Source organism: Amycolatopsis xylanica, from assembly GCF_900107045.1.
GTDB lineage: Bacteria > Actinomycetota > Actinomycetes > Mycobacteriales > Pseudonocardiaceae > Amycolatopsis > Amycolatopsis xylanica.
The window spans coordinates 236,657-253,419 of sequence record NZ_FNON01000006.1 but is presented as its reverse complement, the minus strand read 5'-3'; the positions used below and the strand labels follow the sequence as shown (position 1 = coordinate 253,419).

The 16,763-nt window shown below is 68.9% G+C and carries 14 protein-coding genes; 3 read left to right on the top strand and 11 right to left on the bottom strand.

All coding sequences use genetic code 11. From position 1 onward, the window contains the following. Positions 1-74 precede the first annotated feature (74 nt). Positions 75-866: a dienelactone hydrolase family protein gene (locus BLV57_RS27910; protein ID WP_091293719.1), complete on the top strand. Its 792-nt coding sequence runs from the start codon at positions 75-77 to the stop codon at positions 864-866. Between the two features lie 63 nt (positions 867-929). Here BLV57_RS27910 and BLV57_RS27905 read toward each other — a convergent pair whose 3' ends face one another. The 6 genes from BLV57_RS27905 to rplM all read right to left on the bottom strand — a co-directional run bounded on the left by BLV57_RS27905 (position 930) and on the right by rplM (position 7,176). Continuing rightward, positions 930-1,349: a hypothetical protein gene (locus tag BLV57_RS27905; protein ID WP_091293717.1), complete on the bottom strand. Its 420-nt coding sequence runs from the start codon at positions 1,347-1,349 to the stop codon at positions 930-932. Between the two features lie 17 nt (positions 1,350-1,366). Next, on the bottom strand, positions 1,367-4,126 hold the full coding sequence (locus BLV57_RS27900) for a GAF domain-containing protein (RefSeq protein ID WP_091293716.1): 2,760 nt from the start codon (positions 4,124-4,126) through the stop codon (positions 1,367-1,369). A gap of 2 nt (positions 4,127-4,128) precedes the next feature. Beyond that, positions 4,129-4,434 (bottom strand): type VII secretion target, encoded by a 306-nt coding sequence (locus tag BLV57_RS27895; protein ID WP_091293714.1) that lies wholly within the window; start codon positions 4,432-4,434, stop codon positions 4,129-4,131. A gap of 307 nt (positions 4,435-4,741) precedes the next feature. Further along, positions 4,742-6,076 carry a phosphoglucosamine mutase gene (gene glmM / locus BLV57_RS27890; protein WP_091293712.1) on the bottom strand — a complete coding sequence of 445 codons (1,335 nt, stop codon included), beginning with the start codon at positions 6,074-6,076 and terminating at the stop codon, positions 4,742-4,744. A 141-nt stretch (positions 6,077-6,217) separates the two neighbouring features. Continuing rightward, complete coding sequence (gene rpsI, locus BLV57_RS27885) at positions 6,218-6,709, bottom strand: 30S ribosomal protein S9 (protein WP_091293711.1); 492 nt, start codon at positions 6,707-6,709, stop codon at positions 6,218-6,220. A 14-nt stretch (positions 6,710-6,723) separates the two neighbouring features. Continuing rightward, on the bottom strand, positions 6,724-7,176 hold the full coding sequence (gene rplM, locus BLV57_RS27880) for a 50S ribosomal protein L13 (protein ID WP_091293709.1): 453 nt from the start codon (positions 7,174-7,176) through the stop codon (positions 6,724-6,726). A 264-nt stretch (positions 7,177-7,440) separates the two neighbouring features. Between rplM and BLV57_RS27875 the strand changes: the two genes are divergently transcribed. Both BLV57_RS27875 and BLV57_RS27870 read left to right on the top strand, forming a co-directional pair. Beyond that, positions 7,441-8,325 carry a hypothetical protein gene (locus BLV57_RS27875; protein ID WP_091293687.1) on the top strand — a complete coding sequence of 295 codons (885 nt, stop codon included), beginning with the start codon at positions 7,441-7,443 and terminating at the stop codon, positions 8,323-8,325. Between the two features lie 28 nt (positions 8,326-8,353). Further along, on the top strand, positions 8,354-8,980 hold the full coding sequence (locus BLV57_RS27870; protein WP_091293685.1) for a DUF4333 domain-containing protein: 627 nt from the start codon (positions 8,354-8,356) through the stop codon (positions 8,978-8,980). A 139-nt stretch (positions 8,981-9,119) separates the two neighbouring features. Here BLV57_RS27870 and BLV57_RS27865 read toward each other — a convergent pair whose 3' ends face one another. From BLV57_RS27865 to eccCa, 5 genes are all read right to left on the bottom strand, one after another. Further along, the gene (locus tag BLV57_RS27865) at positions 9,120-9,407 is read right to left on the bottom strand and encodes a WXG100 family type VII secretion target (protein ID WP_091293683.1); all 288 of its coding nucleotides are present in this window, start codon (positions 9,405-9,407) and stop codon (positions 9,120-9,122) included. Between the two features lie 66 nt (positions 9,408-9,473). Continuing rightward, positions 9,474-9,806 carry a WXG100 family type VII secretion target gene (locus tag BLV57_RS27860; RefSeq protein ID WP_091293681.1) on the bottom strand — a complete coding sequence of 111 codons (333 nt, stop codon included), beginning with the start codon at positions 9,804-9,806 and terminating at the stop codon, positions 9,474-9,476. Positions 9,807-10,065: 259 nt separating this feature from the next. Further along, the gene (locus BLV57_RS27855; protein WP_091293679.1) at positions 10,066-10,419 is read right to left on the bottom strand and encodes a hypothetical protein; all 354 of its coding nucleotides are present in this window, start codon (positions 10,417-10,419) and stop codon (positions 10,066-10,068) included. Further along, positions 10,419-12,299 (bottom strand): type VII secretion-associated protein, encoded by a 1,881-nt coding sequence (locus tag BLV57_RS27850; RefSeq protein WP_091293677.1) that lies wholly within the window; start codon positions 12,297-12,299, stop codon positions 10,419-10,421. Before BLV57_RS27850 ends, BLV57_RS27855 begins: the two co-directional genes overlap by 1 nt. Positions 12,300-12,492: 193 nt before the next feature. After that, complete coding sequence (gene eccCa / locus BLV57_RS27845) at positions 12,493-16,500, bottom strand: type VII secretion protein EccCa (protein WP_091293675.1); 4,008 nt, start codon at positions 16,498-16,500, stop codon at positions 12,493-12,495. Positions 16,501-16,763: the final 263 nt, after the last annotated feature.

Sequence of the window (16,763 nt, the reverse complement as noted above, 5' to 3'; positions counted from 1 at the left end):
CATTGGGTTTTTTTCCCGGGGCGGGGTGGGCGGCGGGAAGGTGGGCGGTGAGCAGGGGCAGTAAGGTCACGGCCATGGCGAAGGCGAAGGAATTGCTCGCGGAGCTGTCGCATCACGGGCCGCATGAGGTGCTTCGGGGCAACCTCGCACTCGTCGGCCTGCCGGGGGTCGTCTACACGCCGACGGCGGGGCTCGGGCTGCCCGCGGTCGCGTTCGGGCACGGGTGGCTGCAGCCGCCGTGGCGGTACCGGCAGCTGCTGAGTCACCTCGCGAGCTGGGGCATCGTGGCCGCGGCGCCCGCGACGCAGGGCGGGCCGTTTCCGTCGCCCCGGCTGCTCGCGGCCGACCTGATCGCCACGCTCGACGTGGTCACCGGTGTCCGGCTCGGCCCGGATGGCATCAGCGTCGATCCGGATCGGCTCGGGCTCGCCGGGCACTCGATCGGCGGCGGCGCTTCGGTGCTCGCCGGGTCGGATCACCGCGTCAAAGCGGTCGCCACGTTCGCGGCTGCGCAAACGTTTCCACCTGCGACGGAAGCCGCGAAGAAGATCACCGCGCCTGGTCTGCACCTGGCCGTCGCCGACGATCTGGTCGCGCCAGCCGCGGGCAATGCCGCGGCCATCGCGAAGGCCTGGGGCGGCGAGGCCCAGCTGCGCCTGATCGGGAAGTCGTCGCACCTGGCGGTCACCGAGGGCAAGCACTGGAGCCAGCTGCTGCTCGACGGCAAACCTCAGCGCCGCACCCAGGTTCTGGTCCGCGCGCTGTTCACCGCGTTCTTCCTGACCCACTTGACGGGCACCGACAAGTTCCGCCCACTCCTCGAGGCCGACGTCAAGAAGGCGACGATCGAAGCCTTCGCGGACTGAGCCCCACTACGAACAGGCCCCCTTACGAAAAGGCCCCCTTGCGGAGCAAGGGGGCCTTTCGCGTCAGTCCAGCCAGTTCGTCGTCGAGAAGTCGTCCTCGTCGTCGACGGGCCGTCGTGCGTGACGGCCGCGCCGGGCTTCGGCGGGCGGAGCGGCCGCGACGGGCGGCTCCGGCATGGCGTACGGCGCCGGCTGAGGCGGCGGCGGAGCGTGGTGCTCCTCCTCGGCATCACCGAAACGCATCGTGTGGTCCTGCTCGCTGCGAGCGTTCCACTGGTTCTTGGCAGCTTCCTTCTTCGCCTCGACCTGGCGGTCCAGCTCGGCGCTGTGCCGCTCGGCCGCCTCACGCATGCGTTCCTGCTCTTCGGTGATCTCGCGGGACTTGGCGCGCACGCGGTCCCCGATCTCCTCGGAGTTGGCGCGCACGTTCGCGTTGGTCTGCGCCAGCCGCTCGGCCAGCTGCGGGTCGACTCCGCTAGTCATGATCTCCCCTTGTCCGCTCAGCGCTCGTAGCTGATCGAACGGTCGCCGTCGTCATCGAGCGATCCGCTGATCCGGCCCTTGGCGCCGCTGGTCTCGAAGATGGCACCGTCGACGCGGTACTGGCTCGACTGGCGCTGCGTGTCGCCCGCGCCGCCACCGGGCGCGCCGCCCATGCCACCCATCATCCCGCCCATGCCGCCCATCTGACCCATGCCGCCGCCCGCGGGCGCACCGGCCGCCGCCGCGGCAGCGGGGTGACCGGGGTCGTTGCCGCCGGGCGCCATGCCGAGGCCCGAGTCGGACGAGGCGAACGACGCGTCGCTGCCCGTCTGCATGCCGCCGTCCAGCGAGATGCCCTCGCCGAGCCCACCGGAGGAGAACCCGGCGGCCGAGTCCGAACCGGCCGCCACGGTCGCCTCGCCGGTTCCACCGGCCACGGCGACGCCGTCCTCGGCGGGCGCGTCGACGGGCTCTGTGCCACCGATGTCACCCTCGAGGTCAAGGCCACCGGGCGTGGTGAAGCCGCCCTCCTGACCGGGCGTCATACCCGGGTCCGGGTTGTCCGGCGCCGGGTCCCTGTCCTCGACCGGCACGGCGTCCTTGTCGTGCTCGATCCCGGCGCCGCCCTCGGTCGGGCGGTCCGCTGGCTCGCGGCCCTCGCCCGGCTTGATGTCGTCGGTCTTCAGGTCGGCCTTGTCACCCTTGTGGTCGCCCGCGCCGAGGTCGGCCTTGTCGCCGTCCTTCTCGTCGAGGGTGTACTTGGTCGGCTCGCCGTTGCCGTCGTCGACCGTGACCACGGTCGGCCCGTTCGGGCCGTCGGGACGCTCGGCGGTGATGTCGAGGTTGCCGTCCTTGATGTGGATCTTGCCGTCCGGGCCGGGCTTGTACGACCCGTCGGGGCCGGGCTTGCCGTCCTGGCCCTGCTGCGCCTGCGCGCCCTGCGGGCCGAAGCCCTGCTGGTCCGTCGCGGGGATCGCCTTGCCGTCGGGGCCCTTCTCCTGACCCTTGTCGTCGTCGAAGTCGAGCTTGTATTCCTTCTTGTGGCCCTGACCGTCGTCGACCGAGATCTCCATCTTGCCGGTCTTGTCGGGCTCGGACATCGCGATGGTGTTCTCGCCCTTTTGGACGGTCATCGTGTCCTGGTCGTCGCCGTATTCCTTGATGGCTTCGCCGGTCTTGGGGTCGATCGGATACGGCTTGCCCGTGTCCGGGTCGATCTCCAGTTCCTTGCCGGTGATGGGGTTCTTGCCCTCTTCCGGCTTCGTCGCCTCCGGCGGCTTCGCCTCGGGCGGCGTGATGGAGCCGCCACCACCGGTCGAACCACCGCCACCCGTGGAGCCACCGCCACCGCCACCGGTGTCGATCTTGCCCTTGTCCTTGCCGCCGGTATCGACGCCGGGCTTGTCGACGGGCTTGGTCTCGCCCTCCTTGCCGACCGACGCGAACGGGTCCGGGTCGAGGCCCTTGTTCAGCGAGTCGATCAGCGCGGTGTAGTTGTCCTGGATACCGGAGACGAAGGTCTGGCCCTGCTCGTGGACCGAGTTCGCCTTGGTCGTGTAGTCATCGCAGAACTGCTTGAGCTTGTCCTGGGCCTCCTTGAGGATGCCCTTGTACTTCTCGCACTCTTCCTTGATGTTGTCCTCGGTGATCGAGTCAGCGAGGTTGTAGCCGATCAGTGCGCCGATCGGGTTGATGATCGTCAGCACCGCGGTGATCGGGTTCGACAGCAGGTCGACGAAGTCGTCCCACCAGCTCTTGTCGTCGATCTCCTTGATCTTCGCCTCGAGCTGCTTGATCGCGTCCGGCAGCTTCTCCTTGGCGTCGATGAAGCCGTCGATCTGCGGCGCGGTGAGGTTGGCCATCTTGCCGTCGCCGTAGAGATCCAGGATGCAGTGCGCGTAGTTGATGACGTTCTGCTGGATCGCTTCGTCGATCGTGTAGGTGATGTTCTCCGGCGCGGTCTTCAGCGCCTGGTGCAGGTCACCGGAGGCCTTGACCATCGCGTTGTTCGCGTTCTGCGCGGCCGACTTCGCGTCGCCGCTCCAGTCGGCGGTGTTCGCGGCCCACGACTTGTCCATCGCCTCTTTGGACTCGGCGACCGTCTTGCCCGCGGTGGTCAGCATCGTGGCGTCCGTGTGGAACGCGGTGAAGGCGATACCCCGGAACTCGTCGAGCCCCATCCGCAGGCCACGCGGGTCGATGCCGGAGGCCTTGTAGCCACCGCCGCCACCGGCCGGGGTCGCGGCCTTGTTCTGGCCGGTGTTCGCCGTGACGACCTGGCGGTTCTTCGGCGGGGGCGCGTCGCCCGTGCCGCCGGGCGTCTGGCCGCCGGCCTTCTGGAACCGGGGGTAGAAGTCGTCGAACAGGACCATCGACTTCTCGGCCTGGTCGATGATCTCGTCGGAGGAGTGGAAGCCGCCCTGGTCGAGCGACTTCTGGGCGCCGTCGACGGCGCCCTTCTGCTGCTTGACGACGGCGTTGCGCCGGTCCTCCTCGGCCGCGCCCAGGCTCTTGGACGCGTTGTTGAGGTTCTTGTTGAGGTCCCGGCCACCCATCATGACGTCGACCGGGTTCGCCCCGGTCTGCTGGGAGTACTTGGCGACCTCACTGTCGTTCAGGCGACCGGCGTCGGACAGCGCGTAGAGGAAGTTCTTCTTGTTCTCTTGCGAGACGTTCGGGTCGTCCAGGCCCTTCCGCATGTCGTCGAGCTCCTGCGGAGTGAACCTGGCATTGGCGGCCGCCGCCTGCGCCTTGCCGTAAAAGGGGTTCTTGCTCATGGTCAGCTGCCCTTCGAAGCCATGGCGTCGGCGTTGACCTGCTCGCCCTTTTCGTAGTGGCCGGCCGCGCTCGTGAGCTTGCCGCCGAGGTCGGTGGACTTCTGGCCGTAGGTGGTGACCGAGTCGCGGTACTTCTTGATCGCGTCGCTGTACTGGGCGGCGACCGGCGACCAAGCCTTACCGACCTGCCCCATCGAGACGCCGGTTTCGATCTTCGAGCCCGCGGAGACCAGGTCACCGCCCTCGGTGTTGTACGCCGATCCGACGGCGTTGATCTTGCCGGGATCGACTTTCTGGCCACCGGCCATGATTCCCCCTTTTTTGTCCCGAGGTCTGCGTGCGTTGACGCTATGACGCAGGCGAGCGCCATTCGGTGCCGTCGCCTGGTCGTGTTTCTTGGGCCTCGTTCGATGAGAGTCGAGATCCAGGTGGTCCCTGGCGGTGCCGCGGGAGCGCCCTCGTAACGGGTTACTCGGGCGCTCCCGCGGTGCCGCCAGGGGCCGCCTGGGCTCGGCTATCGCGAACACGGGCCCAAGAAACACGACCGGATGCACATACAAAGTACCCAGGTGAGAGGGCACGCGCACAAGCTTCGACCCAAACGGGGCGGCCGGGTCAGGAGACGGCCGAGACCACGCCCGCCAGCCGGTCGGCAGCGGCCTGCGCGGTGTCCTGCGCAGGTGCTTCGACCATGACGCGGACCAGCTGCTCGGTGCCGGACGGGCGCAGCAGCACCCGGCCCTCGTCGCCGAGCTCGGCCTCGACGGCGCCGACGGCGTCGCGGACCGCGCTGGAGTCGGCGACCGCGGCCTTGTCGGCGACCTTGACGTTGACCAGCACCTGCGGCAGCCGGTGCATGACGCCAGCCAGGTCGGCCAGCGACTTGCCGGTCGAGGCCATCCTGGCCATCAGGCGCAGCGCGGTGAGCAGGCCGTCGCCGGTGGTGGCGTACTCGGGCAGCACGACGTGACCGGACTGCTCGCCGCCGAGCGCGAAGCCGCTGGCGCGGAGCTCTTCGAGCACGTAGCGGTCGCCGACCGCGGTGGTGACGACGGTGATGCCGTGCGCCTTCATCGCCAGGTGCAGGCCGAGGTTGCTCATCACGGTCGCGACCAGCGTGTCGTTGGTCAGCTCGCCGGACTCGGCGAGCGCGAGCGCGAGCACGGCCATGATCTGGTCGCCGTCGATGAGCTCGCCTGCCGCGTCGACCGCGACACAGCGGTCGGCGTCGCCGTCGTGGGCGATGCCCAGGTCGGCGCCGTGCTCGACGACGGCCTTGAACAGCTGCTCCGGGTGGTTGGAGCCGCAGGCGGCGTTGATGTTGAGGCCGTCGGGGCTCGCGTTGATGGCGATGACCTCGGCGCCGGCGGCGCGGTAGACCTCGGGCGCGGCGGTCGCCGACGCGCCGTTCGCGCAGTCGACGACGACCTTGATGCCTTCGAGCGTGTGCGGGGTGGCCACCAGCAGGTGCTGGATGTAGCGGTCGAGCGCGTCCTCGACGTCGGACACGCGGCCGACCGCGGCACCGATGGGGCGCGTGTCGGGCGCGGTGAGGCCCGCTTCGATCTCGTCCTCGAGGTCGTCGGCCAGCTTGTGCCCGCCAGCGGCGAAGAACTTGATGCCGTTGTCGGGCATCGGGTTGTGCGAGGCGGAGATCATCACGCCGATGTCGGCGTTCAGCGCGCCGACCAGGTAGGCGACCGCGGGGGTCGGCATCACGCCGACCCGGCGCACGTCGGCGCCGGCGGACGCGAGGCCCGCGACGACCGCGGCCTCCAGCATCTCGCCGCTGGCGCGCGGGTCACGGCCGACGACCGCGACCGGGCGGTGGGAGCTGTCGTGCGCGACGAGCACGCGGGCGGCACTGGCCGCCAGCGACAGCGCCAGCTCCGGGGTCAGCTCGTCATTCGCGAGCCCACGGACACCGTCAGTACCGAACAGGCGAGCCATCCGTCGACCTCCTTGTACGACCTACACAAGCATGGGGGTGGGGAGACACATCGGGGCTACCAGAAGCACCCGGAAAACAACGGAAGCGCCCACCCGAGTACGGATGAGCGCTTCCGGTAAAGCGGCAAAGCGCGATGAAGATCAGCGCTTGCTGTACTGCGGAGCCTTGCGGGCCTTCTTCAGGCCGTACTTCTTGCGCTCGACGGCACGCGCGTCGCGCTTGAGGAAGCCGGCCTTCTTGAGGACCGGGCGGTCATCGGCGTCGACCTCGACGAGCGCGCGGGCGATCGCGAGACGCAGCGCACCGGCCTGGCCGGAGATGCCGCCACCGTGCAGGCGGGCGAAGATGTCGAACGAGTCCGGCTTCTCGACGGTCACGAGCGGCTCGCGGATGAGCTGCTGGTGGACCTTGTTCGGGAAGTACGACTCGAGCGAGCGGCCGTTGAGCTTGAACTCACCGGTGCCGGGCACGACGCGGACGCGGACGACCGCCTCCTTGCGGCGGCCGACGGTCTGGGCGGTGCCACCGGCCGCGCGGGACGGCTTCGGGGCGGCCGGGGTCTCGCTGGTCACGACGCCGTCGAACGACTCGGTCGTGCCCTCGGCGAGAGTCTCGGTCTCGGTGCTGGTCACAGAAACTTCCTCACTCACTTGACGACCTGCGCGATCTTGTTGATCTCACGGGTCTGCGGCTGCTGCGCGCCGTGGGGGTGCTGCGGGCCCGAGTAGACCTTCAGCTTCTTCCCCATCGCGCGACCGAGCTTGTTCTTCGGCAGCATGCCCTTGACGACCTTCTCGACCAGCCGCTCGGGCTTGGTGTCGAGCAGCTCGCCGAAGGAGCGCTTGCTGAGGCCGCCCGGGTAACCGGAGTGGCGGTACGCGAACTTCTGCTCGCGCTTGTTGCCGGTGAGCGCGACCTTCTCGGCGTTGACGATGATGACGAAGTCACCGGTGTCCACGTGCGGGGCGTAGGTCGGCTTGTGCTTGCCGCGCAGCAGCGTGGCGACCTCAGTCGCGAGCCGGCCGAGCACGACATCCTCGGCGTCGATCACGTGCCAGGCACGAGTGACGTCGCCGGGCTTGGGGCTGTACGTGGGCAAGGGTCTACCTCGTCGTCAACATTGCGTGTGGGTTCTGTGCGTGCCTAACGATTGCTCGCCGCAACGCACAACGACATATGAAGATACCCGCTCGCCGATCGACAGACGAAGCGGGGGGTCGGTATGCCCGGGCATCTTACGCCCGGCCTGTCGATCGGCACACTCCCGACACGGCCCGATCGGGGCGTTCCGGGTACCCGGGCGAGCGCCTCCGGCGAGAATGAGACGATCCACGCGGGGACCGCGCTCAACATGGGGAACAGGATGAAACGACGGCCAACGACTTATCTAGCGCTCGGCTCGGTGCTCCTGCTCGCGGCGGCCGGCTGCGGCCAGGCGAAGGCGGGCACGGCGCTGCCCAAGGGTGAGGACGCCACGGCCTACGTGAACGCGAAGTTCGCGGGCGCGATGGACAAGCTCGACGCCTCCCTCGACCGCCCGAACACGAAGACCTCGCACGACGCCTACATCAGGCTCGATGACAAGTGGCTGCACAACATCATCACCGCCTCGCGCCAGGGCTCCCCCGAGAGCCGGGTCAGCCGCAACCGGTCGGAGAAGAACCCCGACGAGTCGCTCGACACGTTCATCCCGGCCGAGGGCCAGGTCGAGTACATGCACCTCGGGCCGGTCTACAAGAGCCTCGCCCCGACCGCGTGGGTGTCGATGCCGAAGCCGGCGAACCTCGGCCCGCTGTGCGCGTACTCCGGGGTGATCACCGCCTGCAAGATGGCCGACACGATCACCCGCTCGGTCCGCGCCGACAAGCGGGCCGTCAAGGGCGCGCGCAGCACCCCGGACGGCAAGACCGAGGTCAGCGTCGATGTGACGCTCGACGCGTTCCTCACCTCGCGGGTGGAGGTGCTGCCGCCGTCCGCGCTGGACATGATCGGCCCCGAGCTGCGCAAGCAGATAATCCCCACCAAGTTCGTCGTCGACGCCGACGGCAAGCTCAGCACCATCAGCATGGAAGCGAAGTTCGAAGGGGGCGGGCACAAGATGGAGCTGAAGTACGACTTCCGCTTCCTCGGCCCGGCCAGCCCTCAGGACTTTCCGAAGATCCCGGACCCCGCCGACGTGACCGTGCTGCCCGACGACGCCGCGGTGGACGACTTCTACAAGCGGCTCGGCGAGGTGCAGGGCGGATGACCAGCCGATCGATTCCGGGGGACCCGCGATGACCCAGCCGCCCGAACAGCAGCCCCAGCAGTGGTGGCAGCCCCAGGACCCGCAGGCGGCCACCGGCCCGCACTCGGGTCAGTGGCAGCAGGCGCCCGACGGCCCGCAGCAGACCGGGTCGTACACCGGGCAATGGCAGCAGAACCCCGCCGCCCAGCCGCAGACCGGCCCGTACGGCGGACCGTGGCAGCAGCAGCAACAGCAACCGCAGCAGCAGGCTCCGCAGCAGCAGGGCCAGTTCGGCGGCGGCTTCCAGCCGACCCAGTACGGCGGGCTCGGCGCGTTCGAGGAAGTGCTCGTGCCGAAGAAGGAGCGCTCCAAGAAGCCGCTCGTCTTCGGCGGCATCGGCGTGGCCGTGCTGGCCGCTGCCGGCGTCACGGCGTGGCTGCTCGGCGCGTTCGCGGGTGACACGCTGGACCAGAAGTCCTTGCAGGACGGGGTTTCCAAGGTGCTGACCGAGAACTACGGCGAGCACGACATCAAGAACGCGAGCTGCCCCAGCGGCCAGGCCGTCAAGAACGGGACGACGTTCGACTGCAAGGTCGACGTCAGCGGCCAGCAGAAGACCGTGACCGTGCGCGTGCTCAACGAAAAGCCCGAGTACGAGGTCGGCGCCCCGCACTAAGCCCGAAAAGGCTCGTGCGCGTTGCGGGCGGTTCTAACCGCCCGCAACGCGCACGAGCCTTTTTCTTTCGGGCAAACGAAAACGGTGGGCCTGAGCGCCGAAGCGCTTGGCCCACCGTGATTCGTGTGTGCGAGCGAGATCAGAACAGCTGCTCGACGCCCGACTCGGTGCCCTGGTAACCGTCGGCCAGCTGCGGCAGCACGGCGGCGATCTGCGCCAGAACCTGCTTCAGGTCCTCGAACGAGTCGTCCCAGGCCTTCTGCGCGGCGCCGTAGGCCTCGCGAGCGGCACCTTCCCAGCTGTTGATCAGCGGGGCGAGGTCCTGCTTGAGCTGGTCGAACTGCGCCTGCAGCTCACCGCCGGTCTTCTGGCAGTCGTCAGCCGCAGCGTGGATGGTGGCGTAATCAACAACGATGCCGTCAGGCATGTCACCCTCCCAGGTGTGTAAAGAAAGTCTTTGAGTATTCAGGGACTAGCAAGTGTGAAGCGAAGATCAGTTGCCCTCGAGCGCGGAGCCGAAGCCCTTGTGCAGCGCCTTGACCAGCTCGTCGTTCTGAGCTTCCGAGCGCTCGTACTTGGAGCCGGCCTCTTCGAGCAGGGTGGCGATCCGCTGCAGCGACTCGTTCAGCGTGCGGCCGTCGCGGTCGAAGCGCTCCATGACGTTCGCGAAGGCGTCAGCGGCAAGACCCGACCACCCGGCGCGGGTGTTCTCGATGTTGTCGCGCAGCTGCGAGAGGTTCTTGTCCATCGAGACGCGGACTTCGGTGACCTTCTTCTCCGCCTCGGTGAATTCTTGCGGAGTTCCCTTGAAACCCTGAGTAGCCATCTGGGACTAGCCCCCTTCGTAAGTGTGGTGTGCCCGTACTCGGTCGTTCTCGTTTGGTACGTGCCTATGACGGAGACCCTGCCATGGTTGGTTCCACGTTGTCCTCGCTTGTTCCCAAGTAGTTGCTTGCGCTAATGCTCGGACTGGGAACCGCTCATCCAAAGGTGGATCAGCGCACGCGCGGAAATCGCGTATTCGCTCGCAGCACCTATCCCTACCAGGGGTTTTACCGGTTCCTTGCGTCTACAGTGCACTGCGGTCAGTCGCCGCGGATCATGATTCGCGCTTGCGAAAAGTCCTCGTCGTCGTCACTCGATCGTGGCGGTTTCGGCGGGCGAGGCGGTCTCGGCGGAACCAATTCGTTCGCGCTCGGGAATTCGGGGACCGGATTCCCAGTCGCGAATCGGAACCGCTGAGCGGCTTCACTCACGGCGGGCGGAGTCGGCTTGGTCGCGGAACCGGCGAGACGGCGCTTGCCGAACTCCTTGATCAGTTCCTTGTTCTCTTCGCGATGACGTTCACGCTGGGCGCGCGCGGTGCCCGCGACCCGGCGCGCGTAGGTGATGGCGTTCTCCGCCGCCCTGGTGAGATCGGACCCGGTCTGCTCGCTCATCAGCCGATCACCAGCGTCCGGACGACCTGCTCGCAGGCGGCCTGTACCCGAGGCCGCACCGACTCGACCGCGTACTGGCAGGCGACGTGGACACGGCGCATGCCCTGCGTGGCGACGTACCAGTCGAGCCGCGCGGCGGCCTTGGTCTCCTGGTAGTAGATGACGGTCTTGCCCCCGAACGACTTGTCCGCGGCGAACTCGCCATGGCTGGAGCTGTTCTCGACCATGGTCCGCAGTTCGGTGACCAGCCGCTGGCGGTCGGCGGTCGCGTCGTAGGTCATCTTGAATTCCTGGACGGAGATGAGGTCGTCCCCGTTCTGGAGATCACCGGGCCGCAGCACGACCTGGCTCTTGGCCACGCTGTCGCTCGTCTGCACCCAATCGGCCGGCGCGTAGAAGCGGTAGTCGTACGCCGCGTACTGCTTGCCCTCCTCACCGCCGCCGTTCAGCACGACCAGCAGGGTCGCGACCGCGGCGGCGACCAGCAGCACCACTCCCCCGATCACCCAGGGCAGCTTGCGCTTGGGTTTCGCGGGCTGGTTCCAGTTCGCCGACGGCTGGAGCACCGGCGGCGCCTGCTGCGGCATCGGCCGCGGTGGCGCCTGCACCTGGCTGTAGGCGGGCTGGGGTGCGGCCGGGTAGGGACGACGGGGTGGTTCGCCAGGCCGGACGATCTCCGTGCGCTCGTCGATCTGACGCGGGCCGCTCGGCCCGCCGGAGACCGCGGAACCGGGCAGCGCGCCGGTGCGGTCGGGATCGATCAGCACGGCACGCAGCGCGCCACGGGCGACCACCGTCTCCGGCTGGTCGAGCGTGGTCGGCACGACGCCGGTGCGCTCGTGCACCAGGCGCGAGATCATCGGGATCCGGCTGGAGCCGCCGACCAGGAAGATCGCGCTGAGCTGCTGCGGGCGCAGTCCGGCGTCGTCGACGGCCGCACGGGTGAGCTCGACGGCGCGGCCCAGCGGCGCGGCGATCAGCCGCTCCAGGTCTTCCCTGGTCACGTGCGCGTCCGCGAACGGCGGCGGCATCGGCACGTCGGTGTACGCGTGCCGGGACAACGTCTCCTTGGCGCCGCGGACGTCCTGGCGCAGCACGCGGCGGCGCCGGCGGTCGGCCATCTCACGGCCTTCGACGAGCTGCCGCCAAGCCTGCGGATCGGTCGCCGACACCAGCGAGCCGACGTGTTCGAGCAGCGCCTGGTCGATGTCGGCGCCACCGAAGCTGGGGTCGCCTCGGGTCGCCAGCACCTGGAACCCACCACGCCTGCCGGCGGGCCCGGCGGACGGCGCTCTGCGCACGACACTGACGTCGACGGTGCCGCCGCCGAGGTCGAGCACCGCGATCGTCTGCCCCGGCTGACCGCTGAACTCGACGGTCCGCTCCGACTGGAGATCCGACGGCGCGAACGTCGCGGCGTGGAACACCGCGGCCGCGACCGGCTCCGGCACCAGCGCGACCTCGTTCGCCAGCCCGCCGGCGGCCTGGCGCAGCAGCCTGGTCCGGATGGCGCCCCAGTCCGCGGGGTGGGTGAGCACGAGCAGGCTGACGTCGGCGCCACCCGCGAGCACCTTGGCCTCGGTCACCGCGCGGCGCAGTACGGCGTGCACCACGTCGGTGACCAGCAGCACCGAATCGCCGAGCAGCAGCTCGCCCTCGTCGATCCGGCGCTTCGGGTTCGGCTCGTAGCGCGAGGGGTCGACGGCGGCCTGCCGCTCGGCCTCCTGGCCGACGAACAGCGTGCCGTCCGCGGCGGCGAACACCGCGGACGACATCAACGGCTGCCCGTCGATCACCACGACCTGGGGATCACGCCCGTTGACCGAAGCGACAACGCAGGTGCTCGACGTCCCGAAGTCGACAGCGACTCGTAACGTCAAGGCCGGGCCCCCTCAATAATCACAGCGAGCGTCACCAGGAACCTAACCCAACGGACTCGAAGGCCCCCTAGGGCCTGAGAGTCTTCACGGTGCGCGCCTCTTTCCCGGCCGCCAGGCCGGAAGTTTTCGGGGCGCCAGGGCGGAGCCCTGTCGACCCGAAAACTTGAGCGCGCATTTAGTCATTGTCATTCGCTCATTCAGGCGCGATCCACGACACCTGCATGAGCTGCTTGCCGAACTTACGGCTGTGGATGAAACCACGGCCGGGCGGCATGGGTCCGGGCTTGGTCGTGCCGATCAGCATGCCTTCGTCGCGGGAACCGTTCATGACCATGCCCGGCGCCGCGATCTCCTTGAGCTTGCCGAGGATCGGGTCGAACATCGCGCGGCTCGCGCCACCGGTACGCCGGACGGCGACGATGTGCAGGCCGACGTCCTTCGCCTGGGCGAGGAAGTCGGAGACCGGCTTGAGCGGGTTGTTCGTGGACGTGACCACCAAGTCGTAGTCGTCGACGATGACGAACAGGTCGGGACCCTTCCACCAGGACCGGGTCTTGAGCTGTTCCTGCGTGACGTCCGGGCCGGGCAGCCGCTTCCTCATCGAGTTCGCGACGTCCTGCATCATCGCGTCGAGCTGCGCGGCCTGCACCGCGTAGCCGAGCAGCTGCTCGCCCTCGATGAAGCCGAGCATGGTGCGCCGGAAGTCCACCAGGATGATGACGGCTTCCTTCGGCGTGTACCGCTCGGTGATGCCGCGGACGATCTGGCGCAGCAGGTTCGTCTTGCCGGACTCGCCGTCGGCGAACGCGTAGAAGTGCGGGTCCTGGTCGAAGTCGAGGTACACCGGGGCGAGCTCGTCCTCGTTGACCCCGATCGGGATCAGGCGCGAGTCGCGGCGCTTGTCGATCGAGAGCACTTCCTCGTAGGAGATCTCCTCCGGCAGCAGGCGGACCTGCGGCGCGGGGCGGCCACGCCAGGCGGCGGCGATCTTCGCCACCGCGTCGGCGACGCCGGCACCGACGTCCTCGGCGTCGCTCGACCCGTCGACCCGGGGCAGCGCGGTGAGCATGTGCAGCTTGTCCCTGGTCAGACCGCGGCCGGGACGACCGGCTGGCACGTTGACCGCGACGCGGCGGTCGATGTCCGACTCGCTCGGGTCACCGAGGCGCAGCTCGAACCGGGTGCCGAGCATGTCCTTGATCGCCGGGCGGATGTCCGCCCAGCGGTTGGCGGCGATCATCACGTGCACACCGAAGGTCAGACCCTGGGTGGCCAGCTTGGTGATCTGCTGCTCGAGCTCCTCGAAGTCCTCGCGCAGCGCCTTCCAGCCGTCGACCACCAGGAACGCGTCACCGAACGGGTCGGTCTCCGGCGGGATCTCGCCGCGGCGCTTGCGGTTGCGGAACTCGGCCATCGAGTCGATGCCCAGCGCGCCGAACCGGCCTTCGCGCTCGGTCAGCAGCGTGGTCAGCTCGGCCACGATGCGGCGGGCCTTGTCCGGCTCGCGCCTGGCCACCGCGACGCCACCGACGTGCGGCAGGCCCTGCAGACCGGCGAGCGTGCCACCACCGAGGTCGACGCAGTAGAACTGCACTTCCTCAGGGGTGTGCGTGAGCGCCATCGACATGATCAGCGTGCGGAGCATGGTCGACTTGCCCGACTGCGGTCCGCCGACGAGCACGCCGTGCCCGGTGGCGCCGGAGAAGTCGGCCCACAGCGGGTCACGCCGCTGCTCGTACGGCCGGTCGACGATCCCCATCGGGATCTGCAGCCTGCCGTTGCCGAAGAAGCCGACCGGCGAAAGGCCGCGATCCTCGGTGGGGTTCAGGTTGGGGAGCAAGGTGTCCAGCGAGCTGGGCTCCTTGAGCGGCGGCAGCCACACCTCGTGCGCGGGCGGCCCCTGGCCGACCAGGCGCGAGACGATGACGTCGAGCTCGCTCGGCTCGACCGCCTCTTCCGACTCCTTCTGCGGCGCGGCGACCTCTTCGATGACCGGCTCCGGCTCCTTGGGGAGCTCGATGAAGTCGGGCACGAACAGCTGCGGGCGCTTGTCGGCGCGGACCACGGCCGACCCCGGCGTGGCGACCTTGATGCCGGACGGGCGGTATGGGCCGGAGACGTACGAGGCCTTGAACCGCACCAGCGACGAGGTGTCGAACTTGAGGTAACCGCCACCGGGGACCGACGGCAGCTCGAACGCGTCGGGCACGCCGATGGCCGCGCGGGACTCCGCCGCCGAGAAGGTCTTCAGGCCGATCCGGTAGGACAGGTGCGAGTCGAGACCACGCAGCTTGCCCTCCTCGAGCCGCTGCGACGCGAGCAGCATGTGCATCTGGAGCGACCGGCCCAGACGGCCGATGGCGACGAACAGGTCGATGAAGTCCGGCTTCGCGGCCAGCAGCTCGGAGAACTCGTCACAGACGATGAACAGCGCGGGCAGCGGGTCGAGGTCGGCGCCGTTCTCGCGGGCCTTCTCGTACTCCCAGACGTTCTTGAAGTTACCGCCGTTCTTCAACGCTTCCTGGCGGCGGTTCATCTCACCGGCCAGCGCGTCCTTCATGCGGTCGACCAGCGTGACCTCGTCCGCGAGGTTGGTGATGACCGCGGACACGTGCGGCGCGGAGTCCAGGCCGAGGAACGTCGCACCACCCTTGAAGTCGACGAGCACGAAGTTGAGCGTGCTCGACGAGTGCGTGGCGAGCATGCCCAGCACCAGCGTGCGGAGGAACTCCGACTTACCGGAACCGGTCGCGCCGATGCACAGGCCGTGCGGGCCCATGCCCTCCGCCGCGGCCTCCTTGATGTCCAGCTCGACCGGCTGGCCGTACTCGCCGACGCCGAACGGGACGCGGTAGCGGTCGCGGATCGGCCTCGGCCGCCACGCCTGCTGCACGTCGAAGGTCATCGGGTCGCCCGGGATGCCCAGCAGTTCGAGCAGCGACGGGTTGGACAGCAGCGGCTCGTCCTCGTTGGCCTCGGCGCCTGCGCCGGAGCCGACCCGGTACGGCGAGATGCGGCGGGCGAGCGCCTCCATCTCGACCAGGCTGAGCGTGTCCGGCCTGCCGAACCATTCGACGCCGCCCGCGCTGCGCGCGCCGAGGCGTTCCGGCTCGACGACCAGGCGCAGGCCGCGGCGGGCGGCGAGGTTGCCGGTGGAGTCGGAGAGGTCGATCAGCGTGACTCCGACCAGGCCCTCTTCGAGGATGATCTGCTCCTCGCGGGTGACCTCCGCGTCGTCGATGATGATCACGACATGCGGCTGGTCCGGCGCGGGCGTGGCGTTGCGCGAGAAGCGCTGGCGGTCACGCAGCTCCTCGTCGAGCCAGTTTTCGATCTGGGCCAGCGAACCGGCCATCATCCGCAGCTGGCCGATGCCGTCCGACAGCGTGGGGTGCTGGACGTGGGGCAGCCACTTCGCCCACTCCCACTCCTCCTTCGCACGGCCCGCGGTGGCGACGGCGATCAGCACGTCGTCCGCGGAGTGGAAGGTGACCAGCTGGGCGAGCATGGCGCGGGTCAGGCCGCGCACGAGCTGGCGCTCGCCGGACATGCTGACCGCGGCGAACCCGCGCAGGGTGATCTGGGTGGGCAGGTCGGGCACGATCGAGTGCGCGCGGACGAACCGGCGCAGCGCGAGGGTGGCGATCGGCTCCAGCTCGTCGACCGGGCCGGTCTGCGGCGGGACGAGCCGGGTGGCGAGCCGGTGCGAGCTGCGGCCGACGCGCAGGTGGAGAAAGTCCTGGTCGTTGCCGCGGCGCTCCCACATGCGTCGGCTGGTGGCGAGCGACCACAGCATCTGCGGGTCGGGGTGCACCCACTCGAGCGCGGCGCGCTGGTCGACCATCGCCTCACGGGCGCGGTCACGCATCTGGCCGAGGTAGCGCAGGTAGTCCTTGCGGTCCTCGTTCATCTCGGCCTTTTTGGCGCCACCGCCCTTGCCGCCACCGCCCGCCATCATGCCGACGGTGCCCATGACCATCATGCCGCCCATCATGAGCATCATCGGGCTGCGTCCACCGAGGGTGAACATCACCACCATCATGCCGACGGAAGCGACGATCATCACCACCGGCAGCATCTTCATCACGACGCTTCCGGGGATCGTCCGGGGCACCTCGGGCGGCGGCTCCAGGTGCACCTCGCCACCGGGTGGGCGTGGCGCGGCCAGCCGCGGCGACCGCTTGAACTGCAGCGTGCTCACCGAAAGAACCCCTCTTCAACTCGGCGATGTCCCAGGCCCGGCCAGCAGCGCTGCCCCGGGTGAACCACACGGTAGCGAACCACCGGCGCCGGTACGGTCAAGACCGCCCAACCCGGTCGGGTTGGTGCGAACCGGCACCACGGCGGTGGCCGGTGCGCTAATACTAGGACCGCACACCGACAGAATTGGGCCGTTCGGCCGAACCAGGGCGTTATCCCACGGTCAGCGGACCCGGCAGGTACCTTCTTGGCCAGCGAAGGCAA

Coding starts and splice junctions, on each gene's coding strand:
- BLV57_RS27865 (WP_091293683.1), bottom strand. CDS start 9,407: ATGCCTGACGGCATCGTTGTTGATTACGCCACCATCCACGCTGCGGCT.
- BLV57_RS27910 (WP_091293719.1), top strand. CDS start 75: ATGGCGAAGGCGAAGGAATTGCTCGCGGAGCTGTCGCATCACGGGCCG.
- BLV57_RS27895 (WP_091293714.1), bottom strand. CDS start 4,434: ATGGCCGGTGGCCAGAAAGTCGATCCCGGCAAGATCAACGCCGTCGGA.
- BLV57_RS27870 (WP_091293685.1), top strand. CDS start 8,354: ATGACCCAGCCGCCCGAACAGCAGCCCCAGCAGTGGTGGCAGCCCCAG.
- BLV57_RS27860 (WP_091293681.1), bottom strand. CDS start 9,806: ATGGCTACTCAGGGTTTCAAGGGAACTCCGCAAGAATTCACCGAGGCG.
- BLV57_RS27855 (WP_091293679.1), bottom strand. CDS start 10,419: ATGAGCGAGCAGACCGGGTCCGATCTCACCAGGGCGGCGGAGAACGCC.
- BLV57_RS27875 (WP_091293687.1), top strand. CDS start 7,441: ATGAAACGACGGCCAACGACTTATCTAGCGCTCGGCTCGGTGCTCCTG.
- BLV57_RS27900 (WP_091293716.1), bottom strand. CDS start 4,126: ATGAGCAAGAACCCCTTTTACGGCAAGGCGCAGGCGGCGGCCGCCAAT.
- BLV57_RS27905 (WP_091293717.1), bottom strand. CDS start 1,349: ATGACTAGCGGAGTCGACCCGCAGCTGGCCGAGCGGCTGGCGCAGACC.
- glmM (WP_091293712.1), bottom strand. CDS start 6,076: ATGGCTCGCCTGTTCGGTACTGACGGTGTCCGTGGGCTCGCGAATGAC.